At 64.4% G+C, this 13,593-nt stretch carries 12 protein-coding genes; 6 read left to right on the top strand and 6 right to left on the bottom strand.

Features of this window, described 5'->3' with window-relative positions; genetic code table 11:
- Positions 1–77: 77 nt before the first annotated feature.
- Both scpA and GN330_RS21520 read right to left on the bottom strand, forming a co-directional pair.
- Positions 78–2,201, bottom strand: coding sequence for a methylmalonyl-CoA mutase (gene scpA, locus GN330_RS21515; protein ID WP_156715447.1), 2,124 nt, complete (start codon positions 2,199–2,201; stop codon positions 78–80).
- Positions 2,198–3,637, bottom strand: a complete 1,440-nt coding sequence (locus GN330_RS21520) for a methylmalonyl-CoA mutase family protein (RefSeq protein ID WP_156715450.1) — start codon at positions 3,635–3,637, stop codon at positions 2,198–2,200. The genes scpA and GN330_RS21520 overlap by 4 nt, the downstream gene beginning before the upstream one ends.
- A 347-nt stretch (positions 3,638–3,984) precedes the next feature.
- Between GN330_RS21520 and GN330_RS21525 the strand changes: the two genes are divergently transcribed.
- Positions 3,985–5,556 (top strand): helicase HerA-like C-terminal domain-containing protein, encoded by a 1,572-nt coding sequence (locus GN330_RS21525; protein ID WP_156715452.1) that lies wholly within the window; start codon positions 3,985–3,987, stop codon positions 5,554–5,556.
- 18 nt (positions 5,557–5,574) lie between these two features.
- Here the strand turns inward: GN330_RS21525 and GN330_RS21530 are convergent, their stop codons facing one another.
- Both GN330_RS21530 and GN330_RS21535 read right to left on the bottom strand, forming a co-directional pair.
- A complete protein-coding gene (locus GN330_RS21530) occupies positions 5,575–6,279 on the bottom strand; it encodes a L,D-transpeptidase (protein WP_425487194.1) in 705 nt (234 codons plus the stop codon).
- A gap of 198 nt (positions 6,280–6,477) precedes the next feature.
- Positions 6,478–7,140 carry a haloacid dehalogenase type II gene (locus tag GN330_RS21535; RefSeq protein ID WP_156715456.1) on the bottom strand — a complete coding sequence of 221 codons (663 nt, stop codon included), beginning with the start codon at positions 7,138–7,140 and terminating at the stop codon, positions 6,478–6,480.
- A 147-nt stretch (positions 7,141–7,287) separates the two neighbouring features.
- On the opposite strand from GN330_RS21535, the gene GN330_RS21540 reads away from it, so the two are divergent.
- The 4 genes from GN330_RS21540 to GN330_RS21555 all read left to right on the top strand — a co-directional run bounded on the left by GN330_RS21540 (position 7,288) and on the right by GN330_RS21555 (position 10,460).
- The gene (locus tag GN330_RS21540) at positions 7,288–8,163 is read left to right on the top strand and encodes a branched-chain amino acid aminotransferase (protein ID WP_156715458.1); all 876 of its coding nucleotides are present in this window, start codon (positions 7,288–7,290) and stop codon (positions 8,161–8,163) included.
- A 106-nt stretch (positions 8,164–8,269) separates the two neighbouring features.
- Positions 8,270–8,872 carry a superoxide dismutase gene (locus GN330_RS21545; RefSeq protein ID WP_156715460.1) on the top strand — a complete coding sequence of 201 codons (603 nt, stop codon included), beginning with the start codon at positions 8,270–8,272 and terminating at the stop codon, positions 8,870–8,872.
- 194 nt (positions 8,873–9,066) lie between these two features.
- The gene (locus GN330_RS21550; RefSeq protein ID WP_197435274.1) at positions 9,067–9,504 is read left to right on the top strand and encodes a c-type cytochrome; all 438 of its coding nucleotides are present in this window, start codon (positions 9,067–9,069) and stop codon (positions 9,502–9,504) included.
- A gap of 14 nt (positions 9,505–9,518) precedes the next feature.
- On the top strand, positions 9,519–10,460 hold the full coding sequence (locus tag GN330_RS21555) for a cytochrome c (protein WP_156715464.1): 942 nt from the start codon (positions 9,519–9,521) through the stop codon (positions 10,458–10,460).
- A gap of 24 nt (positions 10,461–10,484) precedes the next feature.
- On the opposite strand, the gene GN330_RS21560 is transcribed toward GN330_RS21555, so the two are convergent.
- The gene (locus tag GN330_RS21560) at positions 10,485–10,805 is read right to left on the bottom strand and encodes a hypothetical protein (protein WP_156715466.1); all 321 of its coding nucleotides are present in this window, start codon (positions 10,803–10,805) and stop codon (positions 10,485–10,487) included.
- Positions 10,806–10,885: 80 nt separating this feature from the next.
- A complete protein-coding gene (locus tag GN330_RS21565; RefSeq protein WP_156715468.1) occupies positions 10,886–12,985 on the bottom strand; it encodes a S9 family peptidase in 2,100 nt (699 codons plus the stop codon).
- Positions 12,986–13,115: 130 nt separating this feature from the next.
- On the opposite strand from GN330_RS21565, the gene GN330_RS21570 reads away from it, so the two are divergent.
- Positions 13,116–13,484: an SH3 domain-containing protein gene (locus GN330_RS21570; protein WP_246188803.1), complete on the top strand. Its 369-nt coding sequence runs from the start codon at positions 13,116–13,118 to the stop codon at positions 13,482–13,484.
- The last annotated feature ends 109 nt before the right edge of the window (positions 13,485–13,593 follow it).

Below are 13,593 nucleotides of genomic sequence, written 5' to 3' on the forward strand. Positions count from 1 at the left end.
GTCGCGGCCTTGCCGTTGCAACGCTCATTATAACAGGGCGAGGCATGTGTTGCAACGCACGTTGGAACGAGGTTGCGTTACCGCGCCAGAAGCGTGTCGATGAGGTCCTCGGCGGCTTCGGGGATCACCGTACCGGGCGGAAAGATCGCCGTCGCGCCGGCCTTCAACACGGCGTCGAAATCGTCCGGCGGGATGACGCCGCCGGCGACGATCATGATGTCGTCGCGGCCGAGCCTGGCGAGCGCCTGCGACAGTTCCGGCACCAGCGTGAGGTGGCCGGCTGCCAGCGAGGAGGCGCCGACGATCTGCACGTCGTGCTCGGCGGCCAGCTTGGCGATCTCCTCGGGTGTCTGGAACATCGCGCCGACGATGACATCGAACCCCAGGTCGGCGAAGGCGGTCGCGATCACCTTCTGGCCGCGATCATGGCCGTCCTGTCCCATCTTGGCGACCAGCAGGCGCGGCGCCGCGCCGGTCTTTTCGCGGAAGGCCTCGACCTTCTCGTGAACCCGCTCCACCACCGGGTCCTCGCCGATCTCCTTGCGGTAGACGCCGCCGATCGTCTGGACGGTGGCGACGTGCCGGCCGAACACTTTTTCGAGCGCCAGCGAGATCTCGCCGACCGTGGCCTTGGCGCGGGCGGCCTTGACGGCGAAGTCGAGCAGGTTGCCGCCGGCGCGCGCGGCGTCGGTGAGGGCGGTGAGCGCGCTTTCCACCGCGGCCACGTCGCGGGTGCCCTTGAGTTCCTGCAATTTGGCAAGCTGGCGGGCGCGGACCTGGGCGTTGTCGACCTTCAGCACGTCGACCTCCATGTCCTCGGCCGGTTTGAAGGCGTTCACGCCGATCAGCGCCTGGCGGCCGGAATCGATCCGTGCCTGGGTGCGGGCCGCGGCTTCCTCGATACGCATCTTCGGCACGCCCTTTTCGATCGCCGCCGCCATGCCGCCGAGGCTTTCGACCTCCTCGATATGGGTGAGCGCGCGCGCCACCAGATCGTGCGTCAACCGTTCCACGAAAGCCGAGCCGCCCCAGGGGTCGATGATGCGGGTGGTGCCGGACTCTGCCTGCAGGATGATCTGCGTGTTGCGGGCGATCCGCGCGGAATGGTCGGTCGGCAGCGCCAGCGCCTCGTCGAAGGCGTTGGTGTGCAGCGACTGCGTGCCGCCCTGCGTGGCCGCCATCGCCTCGATCATGGTGCGCACGATGTTGTTGTAGGGATCCTGGGCAGTCAGCGACCAGCCGGAGGTCTGGGTATGGGCGCGCAGCGCCAGCGACTTCTGGTTCTTCGGCGCAAAATTCTTCTGGACCAGGCTCGCCCACAACAGCCTGCCGGCGCGCTGCTTGGCGACCTCCATGAAGAAATTCATGCCGGCGTTCCAGAAGAAGGACAGCCGGGGGGCGAATTTGTCGATGTCGAGACCGGCCGCCACGCCGGCGCGGGCGTACTCGATGCCGTCGGCGATGGTGTAGGCCAGTTCCAGGTCGACCGTCGCGCCGGCCTCCTGGATGTGATAGCCCGAAATCGAGATCGAGTTGAATTTCGGCATCCGCTGGGCGGTGTAGGAAAAAATGTCCGAAATGATCCGCATCGAGGGTTTAGGCGGATAGATATATGTGTTGCGGACCATGAACTCCTTGAGGATGTCGTTCTGAATGGTCCCGGCCAGGTCCTTTTCGGCCACGCCCTGTTCCTCGGCCGCAACGATATAAAGCGCCATGATCGGCAAAACGGCGCCGTTCATGGTCATCGACACCGTCATCTCATCGAGCGGGATGCCGTCGAAGAGCTGGCGCATGTCGAGGATCGAATCGATCGCAACGCCGGCCATGCCGACATCGCCGGCCACCCGCGGGTGGTCGCTGTCATAACCGCGATGGGTCGCAAGGTCGAAGGCGATCGAAAGCCCCTTCTGGCCGCTGGCGAGGTTGCGCCGGTAAAACGCGTTCGATTCCTCGGCCGTGGAAAACCCGGCATATTGGCGGATCGTCCAGGGCCGCTGGACATACATGGTCGGATAGGGGCCGCGGACGAAGGGCGGGGCGCCGGGAAACGTGTCGAGATGGGCGAGGCCGGCGAGATCGTTCTCGCCGTAAAAGGTCTTGATGGCGATCCCTTCCGGCGTCTCGCGCACCGCCTGGCCGTCCGGCGCGGCAAGGCTCGCCGGCTTTTGCCAGCCAATCGTCGAAAAATCCGGAATCATGCGTCTTCTCCGACTTGTTCGTCGAGGCGTCGCGGCGAAAGCGTCTCGCAAAACGTCGTCCCGTCCGATGGCGCGGGGCGGCTTTCGGCGGCAAGCGTGGCGACCGGGCGCTCCTCGGCGAGCGGATAGAGCGTGGTGCCGACGATCGCGCGCCGACCCTCGCGCAGCGCCTCACGGCGCTCTGCCGCGGCCGTCTTCACCCTGGCCTGGAAGGCACCGGCGGCAAGGCTCTTGAGCGCGCCGCCCTCCTGCTCGATCTGCTGAAACTCCGCCCAGGCCGCTTCGCTCAGCGCTTCGGTCAGATGGGCGATCCCGCCCGAGCCGGCCGAGGGATCGGCGACGAAACCGATGCCGGCCTCCTGGGCGAGCACGAGCTGGGTGTTGCGCGCCACCCGACGCGCGAAACCGTCGGGCAGGCCGTGAGTGAGTGTATGCGGCAGCACCGAAATCGAATCGGCGCCGCCGGCGGCGGCGGCGAAGACGGCGATCGTGGCGCGCAGGATATTCGTTTCGGGGTCGCGCGCCGTCATCATCCGCCACGACGTCTCGGCGTGGATGGAGGCCGGCGACGGCTCGATGCCGCAGACCTCCTGGGCGCGCTGCCACAACCGGCGCAGCGCCCGCATCTTGGCGGTCGTCACGAACTGGTCCTGGTCGGCAGCGATCGCAAAGCCGACATGCGGCGCGGCATAGACCAGCGGTTGGCGCGCCTTTTCGAACATGCGCAGATGCGACACCGCCGAGGCGAGCATAATGCCGAGTTCCTGCGCGGCGCTGGCGCCGCCATTGTGGCTGACACGGCCGTCGGCTTCCAGGAGCACGCCCGGCAGGCCGAGCGCGAAGAAATGGGCCAGCGATTGCGGCATCGACGCCTCGAGCGCCTCGATCGACATGCGCAGGCGTCCGGTGCCGGCGAAGATCGCGGCCGGGTCGATCCCGAACGACAGATGCAGGCGCGCCGGGTCGGCGCGCTTGGCCGTCAGCGAGGCGACCAGCCAGTCGATCGACGAGCGGCTCATCGGGTGGGTGTCGATCCGAAGCCCCAGCCTGTTGAGCGGCACGCCGTCGAGGGCCCTGTCAAAGGCCTCGTCGGTGCATGGCAGACCGTAACCATGGGCGTTGGGGGCGCCTTCGAACACGATCGCCAGGCCGGTCGCGCCGCCGTCCACATCCGCGATCGCCTGGCGGTTGGCGCGCGCCGGGTCGGGATCGTCGACACGCTGGACGACACGCCAGGGCGCGGCGGGGTCGACACGTGAAATCGGCTTGGGATGGGCCGAGCGCGTATAAAGCGGATCGATGCGGATGCCGTCGTCGGTGTGGGACACGAGGGTTTCGTCGAAATCGGCGCCCTTGAGCGCCTTTTCCGCGATCACTTTCCACCCGGCCTCGTCAATGTCCGGAAACGTCATCCCGCTGATCAATTTATGGTTCATGGCGTTCCGGCTCGATCCTCCCGATCTCCTCGCGACAGACTAAAGGTCCCGCTCGCGACCGGCAACAACGGCGATCGCCTCGAACGAAGTCGGTGCGCCTGTACGGCGGGTGCTCCGTCATTCGGCTCACGTCGTGTCGGTGCCGGCGCCGCGGTTCGGTCTGGCAGCGCTTCCCGATACAATTGGTCGAACCGGTCGGCAACAGGGACTTTTGGCAAATGTGCAAACGGCCGTCTTTCCCGTCCGCTGCGAAGCGGCGGCGTTGTCGGCCAGCGTGGGGCTGTCTATAGAAAGAAACAACGCGGACGGCGCCACGGCCTGCCGCACGATTGCCGGAGAGGACAAGCATGGCGCAGGACGACAGCCTTTTTATCGGAGCCAGTCGCAAACCCGACGACAGCTATCAGGCGGCCGAACGGCTATTGCTGAAATACGCCAATCGCCACGGCCTAGTCACCGGCGCGACGGGTACCGGCAAGACGGTGACCTTGCAGATCTTGGCCGAAGCGTTTTCCAATGCCGGCGTTCCGGTCTTCTGTGCCGACGTCAAGGGCGACCTGTCCGGCATCGCCGCGATTGGGGAGACGAAGGATTTTCTGACCAAGCGCGCCGAGACGATCAGGCTCGATCCCTATGAATTCCAGGAATTCCCGGTGATTTTCTGGGACTTGTTCGGCGAGAAAGGACACCCGATCCGCGCGACCGTGTCGGAGATGGGGCCGCTCCTGCTGTCGCGCCTGATGAACCTGACCGATGCGCAAGAAGGCGTGATCAACATCGCCTTCCGCATCGCCGATGAGGAAGGCCTGCTGCTGCTCGACATGAAGGATCTGCAGGCGATGCTGGTCAACATCGCCGAGCGGGCCGACGAGATCAGCAAGGTCTATGGCAATGTCAGCAAGGCCTCGGTCGGCGCCATCCAGCGTTCGCTACTGGTCCTGGAACAACAGGGAGGTAAGCATTTCTTCGGCGAGCCGGCATTGCGCATCGACGATCTGATGCGCACGACTCGCGACGGGCGCGGCGCCATCAGCGTTTTGGCGGCCGACCGGCTGATGATGAATCCCCGGCTATATGCGACCTTTCTGTTGTGGCTCCTGTCGGAACTGTTCGAAGTCCTGCCCGAGGTCGGCGATCCCGAGCGGCCGCGTCTGGTGTTCTTTTTCGACGAGGCGCATCTGTTGTTCGACGAGGCGCCGAAAATCCTTCTCGATCGCGTCGAGCAGGTCGTGCGTCTTATCCGCTCGAAAGGCGTCGGCGTCTATTTCGTGACGCAGAACCCGCTCGATGTGCCCGAGACGGTCCTGTCCCAGCTCGGCAATCGTATCCAGCACGCACTGCGCGCCTACACGCCGCGCGAGCAGAAGGCGGTGAAGACGGCGGCCGAAACCTTCCGGCCCAATCCCGATTTCGACTGCGCCACCGCGATCACGCAGCTCGGTGTCGGCGAGGCGCTGGTGTCGACACTCGAGGCCAAGGGAGTGCCGTCCATGGTGCAACGCACGCTGATCCGGCCGCCCTCGTCCAGGCTGGGACCGATCTCGGAAGCCGAACGCGAAAAAATCAGCGCGATCAGCCCCGTCGCCGGCCAGTACGACACGCCGATCGACCGAGAATCGGCCTTCGAGAAACTGCAGAAGCGGGCGGCCGAAGCCGCCCGCGCCGAGGAGGAGGCGACGCGCCGCGACGAGGAGGAGGACCGCGGAGAGGCACGCACGCGCTGGACCCTGCCGGATTTCGACGATCGCGACGACGATCGGCGAGCACGCACGACAAAGCGCAAGACCACACGCAGCCGCAGCTCCAATCGTCAGAGCGTGACCGAGGCCGCCGTCAAGTCGGTGGTGCGTTCGGTCGGTTCCTCGCTCGGCCGCGCCCTGGTGCGCGGCATTCTCGGCAGTCTCAAGCGGGGGCGCTGACGGCCCGGCGGGTTTCGGTCAGGAAACCGCCGGTGAAATGCCCGAGGTGACCAGGATCGGTGTGCGGTTGGGCACACGATCGTAAAGGTCCATCACGTCCTGGTTGAGCATGCGCACGCAACCCGACGAAACCGACTTGCCGATGGTCCACCATTCCGGCGAGCCGTGAACCCGGTAAAGCGTGTCGACACCGTCCTGGAAGATGTAAAGCGCGCGCGCGCCGAGCGGGTTCATCAGTCCGGGCTCCATGCCGCCATTGCGGACGCTGTATTTTTCCAGCTCCGGCTTGCGTGCGATCATCTCGTCCGGCGGAGTCCATTTCGGCCATTTGCGCTTCCACTGGATAACGGCGCGCCCCGACCATTCGAAGCCCGCGCGGCCAAGGCCGACGCCGTATCGGATCGCCTGGCCGTTTTCGCGCACCAGATAAAGGAAGTGGCCCGAGGTATCGACCACGACGGTGCCGGGGCGCTCTCCAGTCGGGTCGGGAACCAGCCGGCGCAGATAGCGGCGTTCCATCTTGTCGATCGGAACCGCCGGAACATCGAAGCCGCCATCGGTGATCGGTGCGTACATGGTGGCGTAACTGCCGAAGGCCGAGCCCAACTCGACATCTTCCTTCGGCTTGTTCGCGGGAGGGATGCCGCTCGTGGTCGTACATGACGCCAGCGCGAACGACGCGGCACCGGCCGCCGCGCCGGAAAGAAGTGAGCGCCGCGTCATGGGCGCGGACTTGTGATATCGGCCGGACATGCTACCTCGCAAAGAAAGCCACTAGAAACGATTCAACGTCCGGCACGCCGAACATTTCCTCCCGCCGGGCTGATATGCCTGATCGAATGCGGCCACGGGGTGAAAAAACAAAGGCAGCCTTGTGGCGACGGCCTGACTGTTGCGTTCATGCAACAGGCGTTCGAGGCCTCAGCGGGTTTCGACCAGGCCGTCGAGCGACGGCAGAATCAGGGCCGGGGGGTAGTCACGATATTCGTCCGGCTGGCCGGCGCGATTGATCCATACGGTACGGAATCCGAATTTGGTGGCGCCGGCAATGTCCCAACGGTTGGAGGATTGGAACGAGACGGCTTGCGGGTAAAGCCGCCAGGCGGTGGTGGCCATGTCATAGACGGCGGGATCGGTCTTGAAGCGTCCGATGTCGTCCACGGAAAAAATGTCGTCGAGCACCAGATCGAGACCCGCGGACTTCACCGCCGCTTCCAGCATGGCGCGCGAGCCGTTCGACAACACCGCCACCCTTGCTCCCTCCGCCTTGAGCGCCTTCAGGACCAACGGCACTTCCGGATAGCAGTCGAGCCGCCAATAGGCGTCGAGCAGGTCCTGCCGCGCCGCCCGGTCGGCCGAGGGAACGCGCTCGAAAGCATGGTCGAGCGCCTGCTCGGTTAATTGCCAGAAATCGACGAAGGCTCCCATCATAGTACGGACCCAGGAATATTCGAGCTGCTTGGCGCGCCAGATTTCGGATAATAATTGGCCATCCGGCCCGACCGCCCCGGCATGGCGGCGCACGGCGGCATGGACGTCGAACAGCGTGCCGTAGGCGTCGAAAATGAAGGCAGAGTGGCGCATGGGCATTGGTTCCCCGGTTGGAAAGACTTGATCCGATGGGCCGGATCGGGTCAAGGGTGGGTTGGCGCAATCGGTGTTCCGGCACAGGCGATTGACGCCACGGCATGAACGGCTATCCATAGGTCAGCAACAAAGGACGTTCCAATCATGGCTGTTGATACGAGCGCGCAGTCGCTGACCTGGACCTATCTCGACGGCGACTGGCATGAAGGCAATTTCCCCATCATCGGGCCGCGCAGCCATGCCATGTGGCTCGGCACGACCGTGTTCGACGGCGCACGCTGGTTCGAGGGCGTGGCGCCTGATCTCGACCGGCATTGCGAGCGGGTCAACGCCTCGGCGATCGCGCTCGGATTGAAGCCGACTTTTACGCCCGAGGAGATTCTCGGCCTGACGATGGACGGGCTGAAGAAGTTCGACGGCAAGACGGCGGTCTATATCCGGCCGATGTACTGGGCCGAGCATGGCGGCTATATGGGAGTTCCGGCCGAACCCGATTCGACCCGGTTTTGCCTGTGCCTGTACGAGGCGCCGATGATCTCGCCGTCCGGCTTTTCGGTCACAGTGTCGCCGTTCCGCCGTCCGACGCTGGAGACGATGCCGACAAACGCCAAGGCCGGCTGCCTTTATCCCAACAATGGCCGCGCCATCATCGAGGCCAAATCGCGCGGTTTCGACAATGCGCTCGTGCTCGACATGTTGGGCAATGTCGCCGAAACCGGCACGTCGAACATCTTTCTCGTCAAGGACGGCGAAGTGTTCACACCGATCGCCAACGGCACCTTCCTGTCCGGGATCACCAGGGCGCGTGCCATCGCCCTGCTCGGCGCGGCCGGAATGCGCGTGACCGAAAAAACGCTGAGTGTTGGCGATTTCCTCAATGCCGATGAAATTTTTTCCACCGGCAACCATTCCAAGGTGGTTCCCGTTATCCAGATCGAGGACCGGCGTCTGCAGCCCGGTCCCGTCGCCGAACGCGTGCGCGCGCTATACTGGGAGTGGGCGCACTCGATCACCGTCTAGGGTCCGACCCTGACAAGACAACGTTGGGCCAGGCCCGTTGCGCAAGCGGGGCAGGGAGCTTAACTGAAAGCAACAACCCGTTCGTGTTTGAAAAAGGAGATTGACGATGGCTTTTGAATTGCCGGACCTGCCCTATGACTACGAGGCGCTCCAACCCTATATGTCGCGCGAGACGCTCGAATATCATCACGACAAACACCACAAGGCCTATGTCGACAACGGCAACAAGCTGGCTGCCGAGGCCGGCATGGACGGGCTTTCGCTGGAGGAGATCGTCAAGCAGTCGCACGGCAAGAATGCGGGCCTGTTCAACAATGCCGGACAGCACTACAACCACATCCATTTCTGGAAATGGATGAAGGGCGGCGGCGGCGGCAAGAGCCTGCCGGGCAAGCTGCAGGCGGCCGTCGACAGCGATCTGGGCGGTTATGACAAGTTCCGCGCCGATTTCATCAATGCCGGCACCACCCAGTTCGGCTCGGGCTGGGCCTGGCTTGCTGTGAAGAACGGCAAGCTGGAAATCATGAAGACGCCGAACGGCGAGAATCCGCTGGTGCACGGCGCATCGCCGATCCTTGGCGTCGATGTGTGGGAACACTCCTACTATATCGACTACCGCAACGCGCGGCCGAAATATCTCGAGGCCTTTGTCGATAATCTCATCAACTGGGATTATGTGCTCGAATGCTACGAAAAGGCGGCCGGCTGAACAGGCCGCCGCGAACGCGTTTGTGTCCAATGCAACGGATCCCGGTTCCGGCCGGGGTCCGTTTTTGTTGACAGTCTGTTGACCGGGGCGGTGCCGACTTTCACACAAGCGTGATGACGCGTGAACCGTTTCTCGGCCATTATCACGCTGTAACGCCTTTGATTTCTTCCCCTGAACACCCTGGAGGATGGTTGATGAAGAGATTGTTTGTGGCAGGCGCGTTGCTTGCGGTGACGGCGTCGTTGTCGTTTGCTGGCGCCGTCGAGGATCGCCAGGCGGTGATGAAGTCGATGGGCAAGGCGCTCGGTCCCCTCGCGGCGATCGCCAAGGGCGAAAACGCCTTCGACGCCGGCGTGGTCGAGCAAAACCTGACGGCCCTGAACGAGGCCGCCCAGAAACTCGATGTCGCCGCCCTGTTTCCCGAAGGCAGCACGACCGGTGAAACCGAGGCCCTGCCGGCGATCTGGGAGAATATGGCTGACTTCCAGGAGCGCGCCGACAAGCTGAAGGCCGACGTCGCCGAAGTGGCTTCGGCCGTGCCGGCCGACCAGGCCGGCGTGCAGGCCGCGCTCGGCAAGATCGGTCAGAACTGCGGCGGCTGCCACGAAAACTATCGCATGAAGAAAAACTGACCCGGCCGGCCAGCTTGTCAAAAACAACCCTCGGCAGGCTCGTCCTTGTTGTCGTCGTGCTTGGCGTGGCGGGCGGGCTTGTCCTTTTCTACCTTTCCGGACCGAACCGGCTGTCGCAGGAAACCGTTGCGGCGCTGCCCGAGGGCGACGCCGCGCGCGGCGAGCGCGTGTTCTGGGCCGCGGGCTGCACTTCCTGTCATGCGCGGCCGGGCGCGGAGGGCGATGCGATCCTGGAACTGGCCGGCGGGCTGGAACTCAAAACACCCTTCGGTACCTTCGTCGCGCCGAATATTTCGAGCGACCAGCAAGACGGTATCGGCGGCTGGTCGGCCGGCGATTTCGCCAACGCCATGCTGCGCGGCGTGGCGCCCGACGGAAGCCATTATTACCCGGCTTTTCCCTACGCCTCCTACGCGCGCATGCGCCCGGCCGACATCGCCGACCTTTACGCCTTCATGCGTACCCTGCCGGCGGTACCGGGCGCTGCGCCGGGGCACGTGCTCGGCTTTCCGTTCACCATCCGCCGCGGGCTGGGGCTTTGGAAACGGCTCTACCTCGATCCCGAACCGGTGATCGCGCTTGGTCCCGACGCCGACGATAAGACGAGAGCGGGGCGCTATCTCGTCGAGGGGCCGGGCCATTGCGGCGAATGCCATACGCCGCGCGCCTTCACCGGCGGATCGAAGACGAATGAGTGGCTGGCGGGCGCCGCCGCGGCCGAGGGCGACGGCATCGTGCCCAACATCACCGCCGGCGAGGGCGGCCTGTCATGGTCGGCTGGCGATATCGCTTATTATCTGGAATCGGGCTTCACGCCCGATTTCGACACTGTCGGCGGAGCCATGGTCGCGGTCCAGAAGAACATGGCGCGGCTGCCGGCCGAGGATCGCGAGGCGATCGCGGCCTATCTCAAGGCGGTGCCGCCGCGCCCGAACGGTTATCCCGCCCGCGACTGAACCGCCGGGCGCGCGATCAGCAGCCTATCGCGGCTTGCAGTAGGCCGACTTCTCGCCCGCACTGTGGTCGGAGCGGATGGCGTAAAGCCACGCCTCGCAACGCGCCTTGCTGGCAAAGCAGCCCGCCTCGAAGATCATCTGGTCGCGGAACATGCCTCTCTGGCCGATGCCGCGAAAGCTGCCGAAATAGGGGTCGTCGGGATATTGGCTGCATATGTTGGGCATCTCGCGCGGCCGCTCGCCGGGCCGCTCGACAATGTCCCCGGCGACGACCGGAAGCGTGAGCGCCGACAAGAGCAGGGAACCGGCCAGGCAGGACAATGCCGTATATGCGTTGCGGATCATGGAGAGCTCCTTCGCAAACGTTCGATATGCCCCTTTCTACAAAACAAAGCCCATTCGCCGCCGCCTGGCAACCATTCAACTCAGTCCCGCCCCATCACCCTCAGAGCGAAGGCGTAGGCATAGGCGATTTCCTCGAGCCGCGAGAAACGCCCGGACGCCCCGGCATGACCGGCTTCCATGTTGATGCGCAAAAGTACCGGATTGTCTCCGGCCTTGCGGTCGCGTAGGCGCGCCACCCACTTCGCCGGTTCCCAATAGGTCACGCGCGGATCGGTCAGCCCGGCTAGAGCCAGGATCGGCGGATAGGCCTTGGCGCCGACATTGTCGTAGGGCGAGTAGGCGGCGATGGTGCGGTAGTCGTCAGCCGATATGATCGGATTGCCCCATTCCGGCCATTCGGGCGGGGTCAGCGGCAGCGTGTCGTCGAGCATGGTCTCCAAAACGTCGACGAAAGGCACTTCGGCGATGATGCCGCCGAACAGGTCCGGCGCCATATTGGCGACCGCGCCCATCAGCATGCCGCCGGCCGAGCCGCCCTGGGCGACGACGCGGCCGGGCGCGGTGAAGTTCTCGGCGGCAAGGTACCGGCCCGCGGCGACGAAATCCTCGAAAGTGTTCGCCTTCCTGTCGCGCTTGCCGTCCTCGTACCAGGCATAACCCTTGTCCTTGCCGCCGCGCACATGCGCGATCGCATAGATGAAGCCGCGGTCGACCAGGGACAGGCAATTGGTGTTGAAGGAGGCCGGGATCGCGATGCCGTACGAGCCATAACCGTAGAGCAGGCAGGGCGCGCTGCCGTCGAGCGGCGTGTCGCGGCGATAGAGCAGCGAAACCGGCACCAGCGTGCCGTCATGCGAGGGCGCCATCAGCCGCCGTGTCACGTAATCGTCCGGGTTGTGGCCGGACGGGACCTCCTGGGTCTTACGCAGCACCCGTTCGCGCGTGCGCATATTGTAGTCGAAGACCTGCGAGGGCGTGGTCATCGACGAATAGGCGAACCGGATCGTGTCGGTGTCGTATTCGAGCGATCCGACGAGGCCGAGCGAATAAGCTTCTTCCTCGAACGCGACCACATGCTCCTCACCGGTCTCGCGTTCGTACACGACAAGGCGCGGCAGGCCGTCCTTACGCTCGAGGCGGACGAGAAAATCGCGGAACGCCATGATCGACAGGATCAGCCGCCCCTGCTCGTGCGCGATAAGCTCCCGCCAATTGGCCTCCGAGGGATCGGAGACCGGCGCCGTCATTACCTTGAAATCCTTGGCGCCGCCGATATTGGTGAGCACGAAGAAAATGTCGCCGCCTTCTTCCAGGTCGTATTGAACGCCGGTTTCGCGGGCGCGCACGCATTTCGGCGTAGCCGACGGGTCGGATGCAGGCAGGACATGATATTCGGATGTCTCGTGATCGTTGATGGCGACGAACACCCAGTCCTGCGTGCGCGTACCGCCGACATTCATGAAGAAGCCCGGGTCGGTCTCTTCGTGGACGAGGCGGTCCGCGCCGGCATCGGTTCCCAAACGGTGAAAAAGCACTTTCGACGGGCGGTGGTTTTCGTCGAGCCGGGTATAGAAAAAACCGTCATTGCCGGCCGCCCAGACCCCGACGCCGCCGGTATCGGCAATCCGGTCGGGAAGATCGGCGCCCGTTTCGAGGTCGCGCACCTTGAGATCGTAGAATTCCGAGCCCTTGTCGTCATAGCCCCAAAGCAGCCGGGCATGGTCGGGCGAATGGTCGGCGCTGCCGAGGCGGAAATAGGTCTTGCCCTCGGCCTCGGCGTCGCCGTCGAGCAGCATGTCGTGCGCCCCGCCTTCGCGCGGCGTGCGAAAGAAGCGCGGCTGCTGGCCGCCGGTCTTGAAGGACGTGCCGTAGGCATAGGGGCCGTCCGGCATCGGAACGGAGGAATCGTCCTCCTTGATCCTGCCGCGCATCTCCGAAAATAAGGCTTTCTGCAGGGCTTCCGTGTCGCCCATCATCGCTGCCTGATAGGCGTTCTCGGTGTCCAGATGGGCGCGGATGTCGGCCGCCAGCGTCGACGGGTCGCGAAAGACCTGCTGCCAGTTCTGCGCCCGCAGCCAGGCATAATCGTCGACGCGGGTAATGCCGTGATGGCTGGTTTCGACGGGGCGTCGTTCGGCCTTCGGAGCCGGAATATCCGGAAATCTTTCGGTTTTCGCCATGGATCCTTCTCGAAACGCGGATTGGGTGGGGGCTTGAACGCGACATGAACGGGCCAATCAGCCGGTATTCAACCCAGCTATGGCATTCCGGGCCCGCAATCAATTGAACAGGCAGCAACCGGAGGGAACGATGTTAATGCGCAAATGCCTCGCCGCCGCCCTTGTCGTGACGACCGCGCTCGGCGCCCAGGCCGTCGAGGCCGGGGCTTCGGCCTTCTTTGGCTGGCAAGTCGCCAACGTGCCGTGGGGCGACACGCTCAATGTGCGCAAATATCCGGCCAACTATTCTCAGAAGCAGGCGGCCTATCCAAACGGCACGCCGCTGCAGATGACCGGCCGCTGTACCAAGGGCCTCACCCTCGACGACATCGCAGGGCTTTCCGCCTGGCAGCAGTCGCAGGCCGTGCGCTATCGCTGGTGCGAGGTCTGGCACGATCCAACGCAGACCGGTGACTGGACGACCGGTTGGGTCTACGGCCGCTATATCAGCCCCCATTGATGCTTTTTGTCGCGCTCCGTCGCGTATCGAACTGCGCCGGCTGAGGTTTTCCACAGCCGGCCGTTCCGTTTGAGGCCGTTACCAATGGCGCCGTTGCTTTGGCGTCTTT

Origin of the sequence: Nitratireductor arenosus (assembly GCF_009742725.1) — a bacterium.
Taxonomy (GTDB): Bacteria; Pseudomonadota; Alphaproteobacteria; order Rhizobiales; family Rhizobiaceae; genus Mangrovimarina; species Mangrovimarina arenosa.